Annotated in this window: 17 protein-coding genes and 1 pseudogene; 3 read left to right on the top strand and 15 right to left on the bottom strand. The window is 52.3% G+C overall.

Features of this window, described 5'->3' with window-relative positions:
* The first annotated feature begins 331 nt into the window (after nt 1-331).
* Nucleotides 332-1,525, top strand: a complete 1,194-nt coding sequence (locus RIC19_RS00400; protein ID WP_350175676.1) for a hypothetical protein — start codon at nt 332-334, stop codon at nt 1,523-1,525.
* Between the two features lie 24 nt (nt 1,526-1,549).
* Complete coding sequence (locus RIC19_RS00395) at nt 1,550-3,250, top strand: hypothetical protein (RefSeq protein ID WP_350175674.1); 1,701 nt, start codon at nt 1,550-1,552, stop codon at nt 3,248-3,250.
* Nucleotides 3,251-3,356: 106 nt separating this feature from the next.
* On the opposite strand, the gene RIC19_RS00390 is transcribed toward RIC19_RS00395, so the two are convergent.
* From RIC19_RS00390 to RIC19_RS00320, 15 genes are all read right to left on the bottom strand, one after another.
* Nucleotides 3,357-3,659, bottom strand: a complete 303-nt coding sequence (locus RIC19_RS00390) for a hypothetical protein (RefSeq protein WP_350175672.1) — start codon at nt 3,657-3,659, stop codon at nt 3,357-3,359.
* Between the two features lie 143 nt (nt 3,660-3,802).
* Nucleotides 3,803-5,257: a cell division protein FtsZ gene (gene ftsZ, locus RIC19_RS00385; protein ID WP_350175670.1), complete on the bottom strand. Its 1,455-nt coding sequence runs from the start codon at nt 5,255-5,257 to the stop codon at nt 3,803-3,805.
* Between the two features lie 121 nt (nt 5,258-5,378).
* Nucleotides 5,379-6,692 (bottom strand): cell division protein FtsA, encoded by a 1,314-nt coding sequence (ftsA, locus tag RIC19_RS00380; protein ID WP_350175799.1) that lies wholly within the window; start codon nt 6,690-6,692, stop codon nt 5,379-5,381.
* 33 nt (nt 6,693-6,725) lie between these two features.
* Complete coding sequence (locus tag RIC19_RS00375; RefSeq protein ID WP_350175668.1) at nt 6,726-7,499, bottom strand: cell division protein FtsQ/DivIB; 774 nt, start codon at nt 7,497-7,499, stop codon at nt 6,726-6,728.
* Between the two features lie 28 nt (nt 7,500-7,527).
* The gene (gene murC / locus RIC19_RS00370; RefSeq protein ID WP_350175666.1) at nt 7,528-8,883 is read right to left on the bottom strand and encodes a UDP-N-acetylmuramate--L-alanine ligase; all 1,356 of its coding nucleotides are present in this window, start codon (nt 8,881-8,883) and stop codon (nt 7,528-7,530) included.
* 3 nt (nt 8,884-8,886) lie between these two features.
* Nucleotides 8,887-10,071, bottom strand: coding sequence for an undecaprenyldiphospho-muramoylpentapeptide beta-N-acetylglucosaminyltransferase (gene murG, locus RIC19_RS00365; RefSeq protein WP_350175664.1), 1,185 nt, complete (start codon nt 10,069-10,071; stop codon nt 8,887-8,889).
* Nucleotides 10,072-10,175: 104 nt separating this feature from the next.
* Complete coding sequence (locus tag RIC19_RS00360) at nt 10,176-11,315, bottom strand: FtsW/RodA/SpoVE family cell cycle protein (protein ID WP_350175662.1); 1,140 nt, start codon at nt 11,313-11,315, stop codon at nt 10,176-10,178.
* Nucleotides 11,316-11,325: 10 nt separating this feature from the next.
* The gene (gene murD / locus RIC19_RS00355; RefSeq protein ID WP_350175660.1) at nt 11,326-12,630 is read right to left on the bottom strand and encodes a UDP-N-acetylmuramoyl-L-alanine--D-glutamate ligase; all 1,305 of its coding nucleotides are present in this window, start codon (nt 12,628-12,630) and stop codon (nt 11,326-11,328) included.
* A gap of 263 nt (nt 12,631-12,893) precedes the next feature.
* Nucleotides 12,894-14,162: a phospho-N-acetylmuramoyl-pentapeptide-transferase gene (gene mraY, locus RIC19_RS00350; RefSeq protein WP_350175659.1), complete on the bottom strand. Its 1,269-nt coding sequence runs from the start codon at nt 14,160-14,162 to the stop codon at nt 12,894-12,896.
* A gap of 293 nt (nt 14,163-14,455) precedes the next feature.
* The gene (locus tag RIC19_RS00345) at nt 14,456-15,922 is read right to left on the bottom strand and encodes a UDP-N-acetylmuramoyl-L-alanyl-D-glutamate--2,6-diaminopimelate ligase (RefSeq protein ID WP_350175657.1); all 1,467 of its coding nucleotides are present in this window, start codon (nt 15,920-15,922) and stop codon (nt 14,456-14,458) included.
* A 157-nt stretch (nt 15,923-16,079) separates the two neighbouring features.
* Entirely contained in the window at nt 16,080-18,233 is a 2,154-nt protein-coding gene (locus RIC19_RS00340) for a PASTA domain-containing penicillin-binding protein (RefSeq protein WP_350175655.1), read from the bottom strand.
* Nucleotides 18,223-18,570 carry an FtsL-like putative cell division protein gene (locus RIC19_RS00335; RefSeq protein WP_350175653.1) on the bottom strand — a complete coding sequence of 116 codons (348 nt, stop codon included), beginning with the start codon at nt 18,568-18,570 and terminating at the stop codon, nt 18,223-18,225. Before RIC19_RS00335 ends, RIC19_RS00340 begins: the two co-directional genes overlap by 11 nt.
* A gap of 6 nt (nt 18,571-18,576) precedes the next feature.
* Nucleotides 18,577-19,482 carry a 16S rRNA (cytosine(1402)-N(4))-methyltransferase RsmH gene (gene rsmH / locus RIC19_RS00330; protein ID WP_350175651.1) on the bottom strand — a complete coding sequence of 302 codons (906 nt, stop codon included), beginning with the start codon at nt 19,480-19,482 and terminating at the stop codon, nt 18,577-18,579.
* Complete coding sequence (gene mraZ / locus RIC19_RS00325; RefSeq protein WP_350175649.1) at nt 19,479-19,952, bottom strand: division/cell wall cluster transcriptional repressor MraZ; 474 nt, start codon at nt 19,950-19,952, stop codon at nt 19,479-19,481. Before mraZ ends, rsmH begins: the two co-directional genes overlap by 4 nt.
* A 520-nt stretch (nt 19,953-20,472) precedes the next feature.
* Nucleotides 20,473-21,303, bottom strand: a complete 831-nt coding sequence (locus RIC19_RS00320) for a CvfB family protein (protein WP_350175647.1) — start codon at nt 21,301-21,303, stop codon at nt 20,473-20,475.
* A 155-nt stretch (nt 21,304-21,458) separates the two neighbouring features.
* Here RIC19_RS00320 and RIC19_RS00315 point away from each other — a divergent pair.
* Nucleotides 21,459-21,650: pseudogene (locus RIC19_RS00315) on the top strand (YwbE family protein); the annotation flags it as partial.
* Nucleotides 21,651-21,784: the final 134 nt, after the last annotated feature.

Raw genomic sequence — 21,784 nt, 5'->3', positions numbered from 1 at the left:
CTCTTGAGTTCTACTTTTTGAACCCATAGCGTGCCCCTCTGCAGCATCACCTGCAGAGGGGCATTTTTTTTGCGCTCAACCAAACTGGCGAAACACTTATCAATACAGCAAACGCCCCGCACATATATAAAAATCACTCCTATACAGCGCTGAAAAAAAGAGTTCCAAACTGCAACCTCCTTAAAAAGATACCGTATATCTTTGCAATGCCCAAAAACAAACACAGCTAAAACTACACACTAAGGGCAATAGAAAAAGGAGTATTCCTTGCCTCAAAAGGCAAGTGTTTATAATCAAAATCCAAATCCGGATTTCTTAACCCTTTGTTACTATGAGAATAAAACTACCCGTTCTGAGCGGAATACGAGTTTTCGTATTTGCGCTTTGCCTTACAGCAGCCCCAGTCGGCATGATACTTGCCCAGGAAGCTGCTCCGCCCGCTGAAGCCAGCACCGCTTCCACTTTCCAACCGGCCATGTCCGTAGGTCTGAGTACCGGTACTCATGCTTTCTTCGGAGTCGATGCCACCCTGCGTATTATAGAACCCGTCAACTTTCGAATATCCTACAACAGGATGCGCATGGAAGTAGAGGGTATCAGCTTTGATGCGGCCTCACTTGGGTTTTCCGGGCAGGACCTCATCCTGAGTTCCGACCTTGACCTTAGCACCCTGGGGCTGATTGCAGAATTGCCGCTGGGCGAGCAAAAAGCCTTCCGCCTGATGGGCGGGGTGATGATCAACCTCAATAACTACATCAACGTCAACGGAGAATTTGCCGAAGGAGTAGCCGTAAATGATTATGAACTCACGCCTGAGCGTATTGGCACCATCAACGTAAACTATACCACCGGCTCACCGGTATACCCCTACTTTGGGCTCGGCTTTGGCCGCTCACTGGGGCTCAACCGGCTCAGCTTCGCGCTGGAAGCAGGGGCGATGCTCAGGGGCCGCCCTGATATCAAATTCAACTCCACAGGCTTACTAAGCGATAATGCTCAAAACGGGCCTGTCCTTTCTGAAAACTTCAGTAATGTACGGGTACATCCATCGGTTGGCTTCCGACTCGCTTACAAGTTCAACCTGCCCAATGACCTGTTTGGCTTAAGGCCTGGCATGGAAGGCACTTCCGAATCAGATGGCGATGATACTCCGGTTGTAACCGAAGATGAGGCAGCGCCAAAAGAGCAGCTCACTAATGAGCAACCCGCACTGCCAAAGCCAGCAACGCCTAATGCCTCACCCTATCTGATCGTGGAAGGCACCGCTGTGAATGCAGCCACCAATGAGACACTCCGTCAAGCCTATATCGAGCTTTACAAGGTACTGCCCGATGGTAAGAAGACACTGGAACGTACCGGCCCTTACCCCAGCGGTCAATTCACCCTCGGCCTGAACCCCGGAGATACTTACGAACTCAACATCACGGTGTCAGGTTATCAACCCTTCAAGAAGGTGCTCAAGGCTGACCCGGCAGGAGCGGCTAAAACGATTTCACAAAATTTCCTGCTCGAAGCCGAGCAGTAATCCCGAAAATCCAATCAACACGACATGAAAAAACAATCCACCTCTATGCTGCGCTTCAGCACGATCCTTGGTCTTGTCTTTTTGTTAATGACTTGTACACAGGAAGCGCGGGAAGAACTGATCGACGGCTACGTTGACGGCGTCAACCTGAACCTCAATACTGATATTTTCCAGGTTCCCGTTTCACTTTATTTCGGGGATGCGAACCCTGATACCGGAGGGGAAGCCCCCGAAAACCTGAGCATTACCATCGCAGGGCCTGATAAAGACCTGATCTACTCCACCGATGGGAATCGAGACCTGAAGCCCGTCGCCGGTTTCCTCGAAATCGGGTTGGACAAAGAAGTTATCATTTCCGGAGAAGACCCACTCGAGCTTACGATTATTGCCGAAGCTCCGGGCTATGTAAAAACGGTTCAGAATATCGTACTCTACGATACTGCTTTTCAGTTTATCCCTGTCAATATGGTCAGCCTGAACAATCCACCAGAAGGTGTTAGCCTTCAGGTCGGCACAACGGCTTCAGATGCAGATGGCGTGGTGCAGGATACGGCTTTTACCACCCCTATGGTGACGGGCAAACAAGAGCAGGCCAGCGTGAAACTCAAGCAGGGCACTAAAGTTATGAATGCAGATGGAGAAGAGCTCATCGGTAATATTGAAGTGCAACTTGTGCATTTCGACAACCGCAGCGAGGCGTCTTTGGCTGCCTTCCCTGGCGGCTTTACGGCTACCAACGTGGTAGATGAAAATGGCAACCCTATGGACCCCGTGGAGTTTGTGACGGCGGGTTTCGTTGCCCTCGATATGTTTGTAGGCAATGACGAGGTCACTGACTTCTCCGAGCCCGTTGAGGTAGAGGTCGGCATTAATCCTGAAACCATTGACCCCGAAACCGGGCAGCAGGTCAAAGAAGGCGATATCATCCCCATCTGGTCCCTTGATGACAATACGGGGCAGTGGAAGCATGAGGGTGAAGCTATGGTGGAAAAGGATGCTGATGGCAACCTCACTGCGACCATGCAAATCACCCACCTCTCTTGGTGGAACTTTGACTATTTCTACAATTCCTGCCGGTGGTATGAACCGGTACAGTTGGTCATAGAATCTGATTATGACAACTACTACGAAGCGCCCTACCTCAGAGGGCAACTTTACGATGCCAACACCGGGCGCAGGTTCAGCTACAGCCGCTACTTCCGTGCCTACAACGGGCAAACCATCAACATGTACAACATTCCCAGAAACAGGAATCTGTACCTGCAGGTATCTGAGAGAAACCAAGTGATTTATACCTCACCGCAGTTTACCACCACTTGTAACTCTACGACCATACTGGATATGAAAACCTTCCAGCCGCCCAGCCCGCTGACGCTTGATGTACGCTTTTCCGGTCTCTGCGAAGGTGCTGGCCCTGACATCATCATCCGGCCTGATGCAACTATTTACTTCCGGCAGAATAACCAGCGCTGGGAGCCTTTGGCCCGGATACGGGGCGGTCAGTTTTCTACCAGTCGCCTCTACCGAAATGAAGTGTACGACTTCCGGCTTATTTACGCTGGCCGCACATATGATTTCATGGATATCGCAGTGGCTTCCCAGGTCCTCATAGTGGAGGACTATCGCCTGGAAATTAATCTGGATAATCTGGGTGACCGGGCTACTATTATTGTAGAAGACGTCATCATCCCGGAAGAATACTGCAATATCTTACTTGGAGGATAAAAATACAGACGCATTTGAAGAGAAGCCCCGCCAGTGCTCATTTACTGGTGGGGCTTTTTTTTTAGCATTTGCTTATTGTGCCGGGCGGCGGTTGCGTTGTTTCGGACTAGGCGGCTGAGGCGGCTGTCAGCGCTTCAAACTCAAGCTTATTAATTGATTCTGTATTATCACTTGTATTGCTTACAATATCCAGGTTCAGCGTATAGTACTCAAAGTCAAGTGCGTAAGCATCCAGGGTATAAGAGTTACTAATCACTTGATGCTCAAGCTGACGTAACCCCAAAAAGCCACCTACATCAGTCCGAAACTTGCCCATGAGTCTCTTAACCAACTGCAGGATATTGCCCTGACCAGGCTTCCGGTTCAGTAATCCTACGGTTAATGCAAGCTTTAATTTTCGGTTGTTCATTGTCTTGGTGTCTTATTTCAATGGTATAACTCTAATCCAGGTTTTTTGTTCATGTTTTTCGAATCAAAAGTTAAACAAAAAAAGCGGCTTAACTACTAATGAGTTAAGCCGCCTACGAAAGCAAAAGTATCTAATACGATTTCTTAGTCCACGTTGTCGTGTAGGAAGGAATTTCCTCCACGGACTTCGAGCTCGTCTTCATCGTTGATGCTCCAGGTAGAATGTGACTCTTCCTTAGAGTCCGGCACATTATCCAGGTCTACGCCCCGGCGCAGGTAGGCCGGTTCATTCTCCAGCTCGATAATAGCCTGAGGGTTGCTCAGCTTTACGCGATTGCTGCGCAGCCGTTCGCGGCGCTTGCGTTCGCGGTCCAGGTACATTTCCCGGTCTTCATCAGGCGCTCCTTCCTCTTCTGAGTTCACATAAGGCTCATCGTAAGAATAGCGACCGCGGGTTTGGTACTTGGCGATGGTCTCGCGCACATCATCAAACTCTACGGTATGATCAACAGTGGGAGAAGGCTCATACCCAATATCTGCCAGGCCCTTTTTTTTTGGCTGGTCCTCCCTGATTTTCGGCTGGTCTTCGTCCAAAGCCACCACCACCTTGTCGTCTGCAACTTTATTTACCTTTTTCTGCTTGTTGTGCTCAAAGCCCGTGGCAATAACGGTCACGCTGATCTTCTCGCCCAGGTCTTCGTCGTAGCAGTTACCCCAAATCAGGTCGGTACCATAGCCCGCTTCTTCCTGCACGAATTCAGTGATCTCGAAGATCTCGTCCATCGTCACCTCCTTAGTGCCGGAAGTGATGTTGAGCAGGATATGCTGTGCACCACGGATGTCGTTATCCTCAAGGAGTGGAGAATGCAAGGCGTCATCGACTGCACGCTTAGCCCGGTCTTCGCCTTCAGCAGAAGCGGTGCCCATGATCGCGACACCACTCTCCCTCATGACGGTGTTAACGTCTTCAAAGTCTACGTTGACGTAGCCAGGAACGGTGATAATCTCAGCAATGCCCTTGGCAGCAGTAGTCAGGATATCATCCGCTTCTGCAAAAGCCTCAGAGATGGAGAGGTTGCCATGGATTTGGCGCAGTTTGTCATTAGAAATAATGATCAGCGTATCCACATTCTTTTTCAGTTCCTCCAGGCCTTCCATACCCTGAGAAGTACGCCGCCGTCCTTCAAAGGTAAATGGCAGTGTAACGATAGCCACCGTCAGGATGTCCATCTCTTTAGCCGTTTTGGCAATAATAGGTGCTGCACCGGTACCGGTACCTCCACCCATGCCTGCGGTAATGAAAAGCATGCGGCAATTATTCTCCAGATAATCTTTGACCGCTTCGATGGACTCTTCACAGGCCATCTTACCGATATTAGGTTTGGAGCCTGCGCCCCGCCCCTCGGTGAGGTTGGGGCCTAATTGCATGCGGGTCGTCACCGGGCTGAGTTCCATTGCTTGTGAATCCGTGTTACAAACTGCAAAGTCAACTCCTACGATACCCTGCCGGAACATGTGTGTCACGGCGTTGCTGCCGCCGCCACCCACGCCCAGTACTTTTATAATCGGGCTTTCATCTTTTGGCAAATCAAATACCATAACTGCTTGTTTTTTGTTCTGCTGGGTTTTCCTGCTGCGCTTTGCACCGACCCAACATGGTTAATTGAAGTATCAGCGTTCGTTTGTTGTGCTCTTCTATGTGAAGTGGGGTTCCCTCCCACTAAAACTCATTGTCCGGTTCAGCTTCAAACCACTCCTTCGTACGCTTGAAGAGGTGATCATACCAATTGCCGACAGGCTCTTTCTCCATAACAGTCTCCTCGTCATCCTTAGTCTCCACAGTCTGTGCAGGAATAAGGCCTGCTTCCAGATCGTCGAGCCCCTTAATGAGCAAGCCAACACCGGTAGAGTAAATCGGGCTGCTCAACTGCTCGTGGTATCCGTGCGCCAGGTGCTCAACGGGTGTACCGATCCGGGTGCTCATACCCGTATGGTATTCCGAAAGCTTGTCGATATGGTTGAGCAGTGCCCCGCCACCGGTGAGCACAATCCCGCCAATGAGCTTGCGCTCAAAACCGGAACGGCGTACCTCCCAGATCACATAGTCCAGAATTTCCTCCACCCGCGCCTGAATGATGCGGGCCAGGTTTTTCTCGGAAATCTCTTTGTGGTCCTGCCCCCGCAAACCAGGGATGGAGATGATCCGGTTGTCGTAAACTTCCTCTGCCAGTGCAGAACCAAACCTCACCTTGAGTTTCTCGGCCTGCGGCTTCATCACCGTACAGCCTTCCTTGATATCCTTGGTGATCACATTGCCTCCAAAGGGGATGACAGCCGTATGCCGGATAATCCCTTCCTGGAAAATCGTAATATCCGTGGTACCTCCGCCAATATCAACCAAGGCAACCCCCGCTTCTTTTTCTTCTTCGCTCAAAACGGCAGATGCTGAAGCTATAGGCTCAAGGGTCATATTAGCCACCTTCAGCCCTGTACGCTCTACACAACGATGAATGTTGTTGGAGGCAGAAATCTGACCGGTGATGATATGGAAGTTAGCTTCCAGCCGGATACCGGACATCCCGATTGGATCGGTAATGCCCTGCTCGTTGTCCACGGTATATTCCTGCGGAATCACGTGTAGTATCTTATCGCCCGGAGGCAAAACCAGTTTAAACATATCACTAATCAGCCGGTCAATATCCCGGCGGCTGATTTCGGTATGGTCGGAGTCTCGAGTCAGAATGCCGCGGTGTTGCAGGCTCTTGATATGCTGCCCGGCAATTCCGACGTGCACGACCTTGAACGTCTGCCCGGCCGTACGCTGTGCCATGTTGACGGCTTCGGCAATCGCCTTGACCGTTTTCTCAATATTCGACACGACGCCCCGCAGTACACCTTCGGAGGCGACTTTGCCAAATCCCAGCACCTCGATCTTACCATGCTGATCGCGGCGGCCCGCAATCGCACAGATTTTTGTTGTCCCGATATCGAGCGCAACAATGATTTCTGATTTGTTTACATTGGTCTCACTCATGGGTATCATTTGACTGTAGTTTTCGTTTTCAAATTACTTCCTGCCAACGACTTGGTCCTCGTAAGCTACGCTGATCTCGTCATAAGCGCGCCACCCGGTATAAGGCAGCACTTCTTTATAAAATATTTTAATCCGCCGCAGCTTACTGCGGGCGTCTTCAAAGCTTCCAAACTCGATGCGGCTACTGCCCATCTTCGGCACCAACGTTATTTTCCCCCGGCTGTCGAAGTAAATCTGCTCCGAAAGCGGTGCCAGAAACGGGTCACTGAGGATCAGCTGCGCCAACAGGAATGCTTCTTTCAGCCGGTTGCGCTTCCGTTCCAGAAAATCCTCATCGTAAGTCGGCAGACTCCCGGTTGCCACGAGTACCTTTGCCGTAAAGTGCTCCGAGAGTGGCATCTGCACCCCATCCCGGTCCAGGTAGTAATGATAACCGTTGTTATCAATCACCCGGAGAATAGGTTCCCGTGGGTTGATGTCAATTACAATATGATTGCCCGCCGTCACATAGGCTTCTGCATCCAGAATAAAGGGCTCGGCTTCCAGCACCTGCTCCAGGCGCTCGATATCGATATCCGAGAGTGACTGCCCTTCCAGCGGTTGAGTGAATGCCCGCTCTATAGAACCGAGCACATCCTCATCAGCCAGGAGACTGTTGCCATCCGGTAACGGCTCAATATTGACCATCACGTCTTTAACAGCGCTGCCGCCTTTCTGCTCCACTGCGGAGATATAGATGACCAGCATACCCAAAAACAGGACCGCCCAGCCGATGCGCCGGAGCGTCCGCTGCGTTTTAGGGTCCATATTTTGTAGTAGCGGTATAGCCATTTCGTTATACTTGTTCCCCGAAGAATTCCTTCAGGGGGTTTCTTAATAAATCAATATCGCCGGCTCCAAGGGTGAGCAGCACATTCGGCTGCCGCTCCCGGGACAGGCTAAGCACCTCATCCGCTTGTACCAGGTACTTGCGGGGGTGGTTTATTTTGTCAAAAAGCCAGGCACTGTCCACTCCCGGAATCGGCGCTTCGCGTGCCGGGTAGATGTCCATCAGCCAGATTTCGTCCAGCAGCTCCAGTGCCCGCGCAAACCCATCGGCAAAGTCGCGGGTGCGGGAGAACAGGTGCGGCTGAAAAATGCCCGTAACCTGCTCCTGCGGGAACAGCGCTTTCGCTGCTCCAATAGCGGCACGCAGTTCTTCCGGGTGGTGCGCATAATCATCGATGTAGGCGCGCTCCCCACTGCGGTACAAAAATTCAAACCGCCGGCGAATGCCCCGGAAACTACGCAGCGCCCGCCGGATGTCTGCTTCCTGACCGCCCAACTGCAAGGCCACCGTAATGGCTGCCGTTGCATTTTCGACGTTGTGACGCCCGGGCAAGCTCAATTGCAAGCCTTCCATCCGGTGGTCCGGGCTTTGGTAGTCGAAGGTAAAGTACCCTTCTTCTACCCGGATATTGTCCGCCCGGTAGCGGCCACCTTCCACTCCGAAGAGCGACAAGCCCGGGACCGCGCCCATTTCTTTTTCCCAACGGTGCTGCAAAAACAGCCTGCCCCCCGGCTCCAGCTTCCTGGCAAAAGCCCGGAAGCCGGTCTCGTGCAGGGATTCCTCGTCACCGTAGATATCAAGGTGGTCCGCGTCCATTGAAAGGACGACCGCAATATCGGGGCTCAGGTGCAGAAATGAACGATCGTACTCGTCGGCTTCCACAACCACCCATTCAGACTGCCCTTCCACGAAGTTGGTCTCAAAATCCAGAGCAATCCCACCCAGAAAGGCGGTGCAGTCTATGCCACACTGCCGCAACAGGTAAGCCGTCAGCGTTGTCGTGGTCGTCTTGCCGTGCGTGCCAGCAATCGCAATCGCCTTCATACCGCGGCTGATAATGCCCAGTACTTCGGCCCGCTTTCGGACGGGCGTACCCTGCTGCCGGAAGTATTGCAACTCCGCATGCGAATCAGGCACGGCGGGCGTATAAACCACTAAGTCAACGTTTTCCGGAATTCGGGAAACATCCGCTTCGTAATGTATGTCAATACCTTCTGCTGCCAGCGTTCTGGTCAGCTCGGTTACTGTTTTATCGTAGCCGTATACTTTGGCGCCTCTGCCGTTGAAGTAGCGGGCGATAGCACTCATGCCAATCCCTCCTACCCCGATGAAGTACACAGTCTTAATCCTTTTCAAGTCCATCGGTTATTGCTTTGCCGATTGAGCCAGCCGGAGCACTTCGCGGGCAATCCGCGCTGCGGCATCCGGTTGTGCCAGTTTTTTGATGTTAACGCTCAGTGCCTGTCGCCGTTCCTCATCATCAATCAAAAAAATGGCATCCCGGAGGATTCTGTCCCTGACTTCCGCATCCGGAATCATCAGGGCCGCATCCTTTTGTACGAGGGCTTGCGCATTTTTGCTTTGGTGGTCCTCCGCCACGTTTGGGGAGGGTATAAAAATCGCCGGTTTCCCGGCAAATTGCAATTCTGAAATCGTCAGGGCACCGGAGCGGGCTACGATGACATCTGACATCGCATAAGCCAGGTCCATACCGTCGATGAAAGCCTTTGCTTTCACGTTGGGTAGTTCTGCCGTTTCACAGGTTGTGTATTCCGCTTCGTAGAGCTCACCGACCTGCCAGAGCACCTGCACATCCGCACGTGCTTTCAGGGCTTCCGTATTCGCGGCCATCGCTGCGTTGATCGAGCTTGCGCCCAGGCTGCCGCCAAATACGAACAGGATAGGCCTGGCCGGGTCAAACCCGAAGTGTTTCGCTCCTTCTTCCCGAGTAGCCTGAATCTGCTGTAGTTGCGCGCGTACCGGATTGCCGGTCAGCAACAGCTTTTCAGCCGGGAAGAAACGCTCCATGCCTTCGTAAGCAACACAGATCTTATCTGCCTTACCACCCAACAAACGGTTCGTGATGCCGGGGAAGGAGTTTTGCTCCTGCAACAGCGTGGGAATCCCCATGCTATTAGCTACCTGCAACAGCGGCCCGCTCGCATACCCGCCAACGCCCACTGCTACATGCGGCTTAAAGCGCCGTATGATCTGACGCGAGCGCCACAAACTACTGAGTAGCTTGAACGGGAAGCTCAGGTTCCGAAATGTCAATTTTCGCTGCAATCCGCTGATCCACAGCCCGTCGATGGGGTAACCCGCTTTCGGGACCTTCTCCATCTCCATTTTTCCTTTCGCCCCTACAAACCGGATATCTCCTTCCGGCACCATCGCTTTTATTGCATCAGCAATGGCTATGGCAGGGAAAATGTGGCCGCCGGTGCCGCCTCCCGAGATAATGATTCGGGGGGTGCCGGACCGAGGGTTGTCCCCCCGCCCCTCAACTGTTGAGTCGAGGGTAACGCCCTGCTCCGGATTTTTCAATTTCATTGCCACATTTGATCATTTTATCCTCTATTCATCCGGCTTCATTACCTTCAACCAAGATAAATTCACCCTGCAAGTATCTCCCATTCCTCTCTAAACCACAAACGCTATCCCCCGTCAACCGTCTCAATATACTTGCTCACACTCAGGATGATCCCAAACGAGATACAAGTGAAGAGAATCGAGGTACCGCCCATGCTCACCATAGGCAGCGTCACTCCCGTAACGGGCACAAGGTGCACCGATACAGCGATATTGATAAAGGCCTGCAGCACCAAACTGATGCTCAACCCGATCACAAGCATGGCACCAAAGGCTTTAGGGCTCTTGGTCACCAGCCGGGTAGACCGGAAAAACAGGGCAACATAAAGGCCAATGACCGCAAAACCGCCAAAGATGCCATACTCTTCTACGATAATGGCGTAGATAAAATCGGAATACGGGGAAGGCAGGTAATTCCTTTGAATACTGTTCCCCGGCCCTAGTCCTATCCATTCGCCGTTGGCAATCGCAATCTTAGCTTGTTGGACCTGATAGCCGCCATCGGGGTTGTCCATATAGTCTCTGACCCGGTTGACCCAGGTATCCGACCGTACAATCTCAGGGAAAAACTCCCCCAACAACACCAACATAGCAAAAACGACGATGCCCAGCAGCAACAGTAATGCGACATACTGCAGGGCTACCCGGCCCACAAACATCATCAGGACGCTTGTAAAAAACAGCAGGATCGCCGTCGATAAATCCGCCGGCGCAATCAGCCCGCAAATGATGAGTACCGGTACAATGATCGGTACGAAAGCCGACTGGAAATCTTTGATATAATCTTGCTTGGACCCAATCATACGGGCCAGATAGATGATCAAAGCCAGCTTAGCAAAATCCGATGTCTGGAACGTAATACCCACAAAAGGCACTTCGATCCAGCGGCGGGCATCGTTGATATCCGCCCCGAAGGCAATCGTGTAGATCAGCAGCGGTACCGAAATCAGCAGCAGCACAGGGGCCGAACGAGAGTACTTCATGTAGTGCATCAGGTGTGCCAGATAAGTCAGGAACAACCCGCCCACTACGATGAGCAAATGCTTCACCAGAAAAGACTCCGTATTGCCGCCCATTTCCCGGTAGGCCAGTGTACCCGTTGAGCTGTACACCGCCATGACTGAGAATAGGGCCAACACGGAGATCACCGCCCAAATGGCGCGGTCTCCCTGAAGCTCTGCGTATATTCTCGTTGCTAGCGACATGCTTTTTTGTCTATTTTAAATCCAGGACGGCAGCTTTGAACTGCTCACCCCGTTGTTCGTAATTTTTAAAAAGGTCAAAACTCGCGCAAGCTGGCGAAAGGAGCACTTTTTCTCCCATTCTGGCCAGGCTGCCTGCTTTTTCAACCGCCTCTTCTGCCGACCGGGCCTCCACAAAAGTGTCAACCAGTCCGCCGAAAGTGGCTTTCAGTTTCGTATTGTCAATGCCCAAGGCGACTAACACCCGGACTTTTTCCCGGACGAGTGGCAACAGAGGCCCGTAATCATTGCCCTTGTCTTGCCCGCCGGCAATCCAGACCACGCCCTTTGGCATGGCATCCAACGCGTAGTACACTGCATCCACGTTGGTGGCTTTGCTGTCGTTGATGTACTCAACGCCCTGCCGTGTTGCGACAACCTCCATGCGGTGCGGAACCGGCGTGAAGGTTTCCAAACCTTGCTGTATGGCTGCCGGCTCTGCGCCCCAGTGCAGTGCAGCGGTGACCGCAAACAATGCATTGAAAGCATTATGCTCCCCTCTCAGCCTGCTGGGCCGCAAATCAAAACGATGGGCCCCGGCTTGTATGCCGTTTTTCAAAATCGCCTGTCGCTTCATCGGTATGGCTTCCGCCAAAATCTCATGCTCCGGCAGGAAAGCAGCGATGTGCTCATTTTCTGCCTGGTACAGGAAGATATCCTCTGCCCGCTGATTCATGGTGATCCGGAACTTAGACCGGATATAGTTTTCCATTTTATAATCGTAGCGGTCGAGGTGGTCGGGCGAGATATTCAGGATCATCCCAATATCCGGCCGGAAGTCCACGATACCATCCAGCTGAAAGCTGCTCAACTCCAGGACGTAGTGCGCGCGGTGGCGCTCCGTCAGGCAGCGGGCAAAGCTTTTGCCGACATTTCCGCCCATTTCCACATCAAAGCCTGCGGTTTGCAGGAGGTGGAAAGCCAGGCGGGTGGTCGTCGTTTTTCCGTTGCTGCCCGTAATCCCCATCACTTTTGATTGGTGGTAGCGGGCCGCGTATTCAATTTCAGCAATAACCGGTATGCCTTTGCCTACCAGTTCTTTTATCAGTGGCACGTGATCGGGGATACCCGGGCTTTTGATCACCTCGTCGGCCTGCAGGATACGCTCGGGGCTGTGTTGCCCTTCTTCGTACGCAATGCCGTGGCTATCCAGCTCACGCTTGTATTTTTCTGCAATGCCCCCTCGGTCGGAGACAAAGACATGATGCCTGTTTTGTTGGGCCAGCAGTGCAGCGCCTACGCCGCTTTCGCCAGCTCCGAGTATGACGATGTTTCTCATATTCCAAAATTCCGGTTACTGTACCGAAGTCGTTTACCGGGGGAACCCTTCCCCTTTATTCTTGCTTAGAGCGAAAACCCTTCCCGCAAACTGCGGGACAGGCTATTTAGCTAAGGCTAAACTCCGGTTTTCGTGCCTCGTCTAACCAAAAAACGGCTAGTTTTCGACTAGAAGACAAAAGCCCTAACACGCTCTTACCCAAAAGCCAGAACCGCGATGTCGATTCTGGTGCATATTTGATTCTTCATTCTAGGTGTCGGCGCTTACCTTATTTTCAGGGTGATAATCGTAAGCACAGCCAGCAGAATTCCTATGATCCAAAAGCGGGTGACGATCTTAACTTCCGGCATTCCCTTTTTCTGATAGTGATGATGCAGGGGGGACATCAGGAATATGCGCCGGCCTTCGCCGTATTTTCGTTTAGTATACTTGAAATAGGTCACCTGCATGACTACAGACAGGTTTTCTATCAGGAAGATACCACAAAGGAGTGGGATCAGCAGCTCTTTGCGCAGCACAATAGCCATGGCAGCGATAATACCACCGAGGGTCAAACTTCCCGTATCGCCCATAAAAATTTGGGCAGGGAAGGAATTGTACCACAGGAAGCCCAGCGTAGCGCCTACGAAGCAGGCCGAAAAGATGACCAGCTCACCGGTACCCGGCAGATGCAGGATATTCAGATAGTTGGCAGCGATGGCATTACCGGAGACATAGGCAAAAATACCCAGTGCTGCGCCAATGATACCCGAAACGCCCGTAGCAAGCCCATCCAGCCCATCCGTCAGATTGGCCGCATTGGATACGGCGGTGACGACAAAAATGACCAGAGGCACGAACAACAACCAAACCCAACGAGACGCAGAGGTTTCCGGCATCGGCATCAGCCAGGCGTAATCCAGCCGGTTTCCTTTGAGGAAAGGCACATTGGTCAGGTTGGCTTGATAATCACCTTTTTTGGCCGGGCCAACGAAGGCAAGATCAGCAGGAACGTTAATGGTATCACCTACCATCTTGGTGTAGCCCAGCTCTGCTGCTTCTTCCACTTCCAGGCGGACGACCACATCCTCATTCAGGATCATGGTCAGGGCAATCAAAAGCCCCAGTCCAATCTGCCCCAGCACCTTGAATGCACCACGCAGGCCTTCCTTATTCTTTCGGAACACCTTAATGTAGTCGTCAATAAACCCAATCGTGGCCATCCATACCGTGCTGACAATCATGAGCACGACATAAACGTTGCTTAGGTCAGCCAGCAACAGGCAGGGGATCAAAATCGCCATGATGATGATAACGCCACCCATCGTAGGGGTGCCCTGTTTGCTCAACTGCCCGGCCAGCCCCAGGTCGCGCACCGTCTCCCCTACTTGCAATGCGCGCAGGTAGTTGATGATTCGGCCGCCAAAAACCATGGAGATGATCAGGGATAAAACCGCTGCAGCCCCAGCCCGGAATGTGATGTACCGGAACAAGCCTGCGCCAGAAAAACCTCCTGAAGAATTGTCGAGCCATTCGACGAGTTGAATGAGCATAGTGTAGATCAGTTATTAGAGTTTATGAGCATAAATTTTGTATGCCCCTGAATCATCTTTTCCGCCAGCTCTGCATCACGTCCTCACCTAAGTAGCTACATGAAGAAAGGGAATTAAAGAGCCCCTTTCTGAAGTCTGGGTTCCGGGCGCTCTCCCGCTATTTGGCGGGAGAGGTTTTGATCTGACAAAAATCTTGATTCATAACCTATACAAAACCTCCATTCGTAAACGCTATTGGGTGAACGGAAGCGCCGCTAAAATAAGTATTTAGGGCGCAGCCGCCGCGGATTAGCTCAGGATTTCTCCTGTAGGGCTCCTTCTAATTCTACTTTATCATCAAAGGGTAGCCGTTCCCCGTTTATCTCCTGATACTTTTCGTGCCCTTTTCCTGCAATCAAAACAATATCGGCACCCTGCACCAGTGCAGCAGCTGTCCGGATGGCTTCCCGCCGGTTAACGATCGTCAGCACTTTGCGGGTAGCATCTTTCGGGACGCCCTTCCACATATCTTCCAGAATCGCTTCCGGATTTTCGGTGCGGGGGTTGTCGGAAGTCAGAATGACCTGATCACTCAGTGCGCAGGCTGTTTTGGCCATCACCGGGCGTTTACCCCGGTCACGGTCCCCTCCGCATCCCACAACAGTGATGACGCGGCTGTCCCGCTGCCGGAGCTGACTTATGGTTTCCAGCACTTTCTCCAGGGCATCCGGGGTATGCGCATAATCGACAATGCCGATGTAGCTTTTACCCGGTGTGACGATGGTTTCGAAGCGCCCGTCTACCGCGCCCAGCTTGCTGAGTGCGGTGAGCGCTTCCGTACGGTCCTGATCAAGCAATACTGCTACACTGTAAACCGCGAGCAGGTTGTAGGCATTGAAGCCACCAATCAGGCGGCTGAACACCTCCTGCTCATCGATGAGCATCTGTAGCCCTATCACCGAATTATCCAGGATTTTTGCCCGGAAGTTGGCCATAGACCGCAGGCTGTAGGTATACCGTTTGGCTAAAGTATTTTGTAACATCACCTCTCCCCTGCGGTCGTCTATATTGACCAGGGCAAAGGCGGTGTCAGGCAACATGTCAAAGAACATTTTTTTGGCCTCTATATAGGCCTTAAACGTTTTATGGTAATCGAGGTGATCATGAGTAATATTGGTAAAAACCGCTCCTGCAAAATTCAGCCCGGCAATGCGGTGCTGATGCGCTGCGTGCGAACTGACCTCCATAAAGGCAAAATCGCAGCCGGCATCCACCATTTCCCGAAGCAAGGCATTGATGGCCAATGCATCGGGTGTAGTGTGGGTAGCCGAGAGTGGTGTCCCTCCAATTTTATTGCGCACCGTAGACAACAGCCCTGCTTTGTAACCCAGGCTGAGAAAAAGCTCATGCAGTAAGGTTACCGTCGTGGTTTTGCCATTGGTGCCCGTCACCCCAACCAATTTCAATTGTCTCGATGGCTGGCCATAATAAAGGCTGGCCATCTCGCCGAGCGCCTTTGCGCTGTCGGCTACCTGCACACCGGCTACCTGATCCGGTAGCGATTCGGGCAGGGTTTCAGCTACAATAGCTACGGCGCCCTGCTCTATGGCCGATGAGATATACTGATGCCCATCGGCCTGTGTGCCCCGGATGGCGATGAATACATCACCGTGCTTTACTTTCCGGGAATCAAACTGTAAGCTTTCAATCTTCTGGTCTAGCGGCCCGTTGGCAGCTAATACCTTTACAGGTTCCAGGAGGTCTTCGAGTGTTGTAGACATGCTACATCCAGGTTTTTTTTGCGGGGCCTGTTCTGCCCCGCGGTGTTGGTTTCGTTTTGTTTTGCTGGTGCGACTAATGCGAAATAACGCAGTGTGTTTCACGCTTTAAAGCCTTAGGTTGCTGAACTTTTACGCTCAATACTTCCCGGGCAATTCACTAGCGCAGGTAAAGCTTTATTTTTTGCCCCCGGATTCTCGTGCCGGGTATGATGGATTGCCGAGCCACCTTGCCTACGCCTTCTACCGAGACTTTCAACCCTCGGTTTTCCAGTACGTGCAAGGCATCCCGCAGCCCTAATCCGACAACGTTGGGCACTGTTTCCTCCGCCATTGTTCGGTTTTCCATTTTCAAGCTATCCGAGTAGGGGCGCAACACCGCCATTTGGGTGGTTGGTTCCCCGTAAACATTCATATCAAGGTACGCCAGCAATGAGCGGAAGTCTTCTTGTGCTCCAATGCTCAGGCCTGGCAATGTATTTTCAACAGCAACAGGCGGTGCCTCTGCGTTCATGACCGGGTGCAGTGCAGGCTTTACCCGGTAGATATTGTCGGCAATCTCCCGGAAAACAGGACCAGCCACATCACCACCGTAAAATCCGCCCCGGCGTGGCTTATTGATGACCACAATGCAGGAGTACTGCGGTGCTTCGGCCGGGAAATACCCGACAAAAGAAGCTTGGTGCCCACCAATACTATTACCCCGTGGCCCTTTCTTGTAGTTGACCTGAGCCGTGCCGGTTTTGCCTGCAAAAGCATAATCGGTGGTGTAGAGGTCGTGGGCCGTGCCCTGCTCGTGCTCAACCACTGCCCGCAACAATTCCTGCAGCTGACTGATCGCCTTTTTGGAAGCGATCCGGCGGTTGATAACCGTAGGGTAAAACTGCTCTTCTGTTTTGCCCATACGCTGTATTTCAGAAACCAGGTAAGGCTTCATCATTTTGCCGTCGTTGGCTACTGCGTTGTAAAACGTCAATAGCTGCAGAGGGGTCAGTTCCAGCTCATAACCGATCGACATCCAGGGCAGCGTAGTGCCGCTCCAGTAATCGGCTTCGCTGTAGGCCTCCTTTATGTAAGGATTAGCTTCGCCTTCGATTTCTATGCCAATTGGCTGATGCAGGTTGAACTGCTTGAGCCGGCGAACGAAGCGGGCGGCGCCCTCATCGTCGTTACGGTCATTCTTTTCTCCGTAGAAGCGCTCTATCGTTTTGGCGATACCAACGTTGGAGGAAATCTCGAAGGCTTCCCGCAGAGAAATGGTATCAAGGCGGTAGCTGTAAGGCGAGGCATCCTCCATGGTCTCCTCGTAAAACTCCGCCTTGCCATTGTAGATTCGGATGGAGTCATCGAGTGTCAGGTAGCCATCTTCCAGCAGCGCCAGTACAGAGGCTGCTTTGAAGGTGGAGCCAGGCTCACTGGCCGTACCTACTGCAAAGTTATAAGTCTCCCACCAGCCCTGATCCGTACGGCCAAGGTTGGCGACAGCCCGGACTGCACCGGTTTCAACTTCCAGCACAATAGCGGTGCCCCATTCGGCATCATGAGCATTGACGGCCCGGTTCAGCGCCCGTTCGGCAATGTCCTGAATATCCAAATCGAGGGTAGTGACGATATCATTACCACTTTGAGGCTCAATAGCGCTGAGGTCATCCACGGGCATCCAGAGGTCTTTCCTGCGGTCTACGCAGACCATCAACTGCTGACCAGGCTGACCGCCCAGCACTTCGTCGTAGTAGCCTTCCAAACCCACCGGCTTGGCCCCCTCGCGTACGTACCCTACGGTCCGTTGCGCCAGAATACCAAATGGCCTCTTGCGCTCGCTGCGTTTCACTGCGATGAAGCCACCGCCGTTTCGGCCTAAGCGAAATAATGGAAACGATTCAATGAACTTTTTCTCCGCGTAGGAGACTTGTTTCTTCAAGAGTACGTAGCGGTCTGTGCCCTCCCGCAATTCGAGGAGGTACTCCCTTGCCCCACCTACCGTTACATCTTCCAGTACGTAGTAGGCCAGACAGTGCGCCAGGGTATCGAGGTTTTCTTCAAAAGCCTCATCATCAGCCGCCAAGGGGTCAAACCGGATATTGAAGTACGGTATGGAAGTGGCCAGCAGGTTGCCATCTCCAGCAAAGATGTTGCCCCGGTCGGCTTCCACAGTCCGGTAGTCCAGGTAGTTTTCCTTACCCGCTTCCCGCCATTTATCCCCGTTGAGGATGGCCAGGTCAACCGTACGATAGACCAATACCAAAGCAGCCGGAACGACGATGCCGAACAGGAGAAAGTAGACCCGGTAAAGGACTTCGTTCTTAATATCCATCTCCTAACTGATATGCTTCCTGTCGTACCTGTATGCGGTTCAACTGTTTTGAATGCGGGCGCAGACCGTTGTCGCGTACCCGTTTAGCCACCTCGGAACGCTTAGCGTTGTACATGTTCTCCGATTGGAGGGACATGTAGTACCAGCGCATCTCTTTGAGGTCTTTCTGCAGGGTTTGAATCTCCCGAACATTTCCCTCAGCGAGGTGAGCATTAGCGATGTAGACAAAGGTCAGGAACCCCAGGAACAGGATGTAAAACAGGTGGTCCTGCAGCAGTCTTCTACTCCAGACTCCCATGTCAAACAGGCTCGCTATGGGGCTTTGTCTCTTTGCCATTTGGTTTTATACTTCTGTTTGGCTCTCCCCGATCCGCAGTTTTGCACTACGGGCGCGGGAATTGCGTTCAATTTCTTCTTTAGCGGGCACCACTGCTTTTTTCGTCAGCACCTTAAACGGGCGGTGGATATTGCCGTAAAAATCTTTTTCCTGCACGCCTTCCACATTTCCGGTTTTCAGGAAATGTTTGACCATGCGATCTTCCAGAGAGTGGTAAGCCATCACCACCAGCCGGCCGCCCGGCCTGAGCACTTCCAGGCATTGCTGCAGGAAGTCTTCCAAAGCGCCCATTTCGTCATTCACAGCGATACGCAAAGCCTGAAAAACCTGTGCCAGGTACCTTGCCCGGTTGCCGCGGACGAGTGGGTCTACCACCGTCAAGAATTCACCTATCGTTTCGATCGGCTTCACCCGCTGTTCGGCTACCAGCTGCTCCGCAAGCGTTTTGGCGTTGCGCACCTCCCCAAAGCGCCCCAGGATATCCTGCAGGTCTTCCGCATTGAGGCGCTGCAACAGACTCGCCGCAGTCTCGTCCTGCTGCTGATTCATCCGCATGTCAAGCGGTGCATCAAAGCGGAAGGAGAACCCCCGCTCCGGCACATCCAGCTGATGGGAAGAAACGCCCAGGTCTGCCAGGATACCGTCTACCTGACGGATGCGGTGCAGTTTCAGGAAACGCTTCAGAAAGCGGAAGTTATGCTGCACAAAAATGAACCGGTCATCTTCCGGCACATTGCCCAACGCATCTTCATCCTGATCGAAGCCCACCAGCTTCCCCCCTTCACCAAGGTGATCGAGGATAAGCCGGGAGTGCCCGCCCCCGCCAAAGGTGGCATCCACATAGGTCCCTTCCGGGTCTGTGATCAGCCCGTCTATACAGGCCTGTGCCATCACAGGGAGGTGGTAACTCATAGCTCCGGTGCTTTACCGTTAGCCTTGCCCAGTACGTCTTCTGCCAGGTCGGAGAAATCTTCCGGTTCTTCATCCAGCAGTGCCTCGTACTGATCGGCTGCCCATATTTCAATTCTGTCGTGATAAGCCGACAGGACCACTTCTTTATCGATGCCCGCGTATTCCAGCAGGCGTTTAGAGACCAGGATGCGGTCGGCACTGTCCATTGAGACTTTTTGTGCGCCGCGGTAGAAGTAGCGTACGAAGTTGCGGTTCTTCTTATTGTAGAGATTCAGTTGGTTGATCTCGTTGGTGATCCGCTCCCAAACAGGCTCCGGGTACAGCATGAGGCATTGCTCAAAGCCCCGGTTGATGACGAATGAGAGTGCGTCGCCCTCGCCGAGTTGAGCGATCAGCCCGCTCGGCATGCGCATGCGCCCTTTGGCGTCTATTTTGCACTCGTATTCACCTAATAGCTGTTCGATATTCACTACTTCACCTAGTCATTTGTTCAAATGTATTACTTTCTGACACTTTTTACCACTTTTTACCACGATTTCTACCTAAAAAGTTCCCCACAACCCACATAACAATGCAATTACAGCACCATGTAATCAAAAAAATGGCATTAATTATTGCTTTTTGGTGACAAAAATGGGAAGGCGAGTTGGAACGCCTGGGGGAAGAAGTGGGAATCCCCCACCCGTATTCCCACTTTTTGACCCAGAGTGGGCAAAATGGGCATAAAAAGAAAAATTGGATACAGCGCACAGCATGCTCCAAACCCCAAAAACATTGGATGGAAAATCAAATAAGATCGGGAATTCTGCTCCGCCCGGTCATCAGAAGGCGTGATCGCTGCTGAACGATGCGCGGAGTTCTTACCTGGAACGGGGCAACCCACTACTTACGATGCTCAAGTTGACTGCTTTTCAACCCGCACCGCAGAGCGAATTTCCAGATCAGTTTATTGACAACCAACCGGTTGGGCACAAGAAAGCAGGCACCTGCTTACTTCAACCGAATCCCCCCTTCCACCAGCTCAATCAACTGCTGCTTGTAAAGCCCTCCGATTGCTTTTTTAAAGGTCTTTTTGCTCATTTGCAGCTGCTCGCGGATAAGATCGGGGTCGCTTTTGTCGTGGAGCGGAAGGAAGCCATTGTTGCTGCGGAGCCGGTCTAAAACTTTTTCCGAATTAGGCTCTACTTTTGCATAGCCTTCGGGCTGAAGCGTAAGATCGATTTTGCCGTCCGGGCGGATGGTCTTGATGTAGCCTTTGGTTCGCTCGCCCGCTTGCAGGGGGCGGAAAATATCACTCTGGAAAATCAGGCCCTCGTGCTGTCCGTTGATCGCGGCCTTGGTGCCGAGATCAGAGAAGCCCAAAATGAAGAGATCGACCTCCTGCCCCTCCTGTACGGTAATGTTCTCTTGGGAGAGGAAACGACGGAAACGGTTGGAGCCTACGAGGCGGTCGGTTTCTTCATCCACATAGACGTAGACCGGGTAGTACTTCCCGGCTTCCATGCGCAGGTCCTGCTCGGAAAAAGGCACGAGGAGGTCTTTGTCCAGCCCCATGTCCATCCAGGCCCCGAGCGGAGAGATTTCCTTGACCAGCAAATTGGCATACTGATCGCGCTGCACGAAGGGGCGCTGTGTGGTAGCGATGGGCCAGTCCTCGGAGTCGGTATAGACAAAGACCTCCACTTCCCCACCCTCTTGCAGGCCTTCCGGCACATACTTATTGGGCAGCAGGACATCATCGCCTTCTTCGTTGTGAAGGACCATGCCGTGAGGCGTATCGCGCACGGCTTTGAGGTTTTGGAAGGTACCAATTTCTATCATGCTACAAAGTTAAGTGGTTCTCTGTCAATTTCCGCGCCTTGACGCAAATGCTTTCGCGAAAAGCCCTGCGCTCTCTGGTTGTATTCCTTTTCGCGAAAGCATTTCCCGCAAAAATTGCCAGCGAAAGGAGTTAGGTTATCTTTGACGAAAAAAGAATGGACGGCAGAAAGCGATCAAATATCAAGCCCGGGCAACTGGTGCACATCGTGCAAAAAGAGGATCAGCGCACCGGCGACCTGACGGAAGGCTATGTGGCACGTATTCTTACTAAATCACCTCAGCATCCCCACGGAATAAAGGTCAAACTGGAAACTGGCGAAGTGGGTCGGGTGAAGGAAATTTTAGAGCGTGTTGGGACTTTAGTAATCGGCCTGCAAACTACACTTTTTTGCTTATACTTCGTCCCGAAAATCCTCATTTAGCTAAGGCTAAACTCCGGTTTTCGTGCCTCGTCTAACCAAAAAATTGTTAGTTTTCGACT

The sequence above is a fragment of the Phaeodactylibacter sp. genome, from assembly GCF_040219495.1.
In the GTDB taxonomy this organism is placed as follows: domain Bacteria; phylum Bacteroidota; class Bacteroidia; order Chitinophagales; family Saprospiraceae; genus Phaeodactylibacter.
The sequence above is the reverse complement of the archived record's forward strand: the minus strand, read 5'-3'. Positions and strand labels throughout refer to the sequence as shown.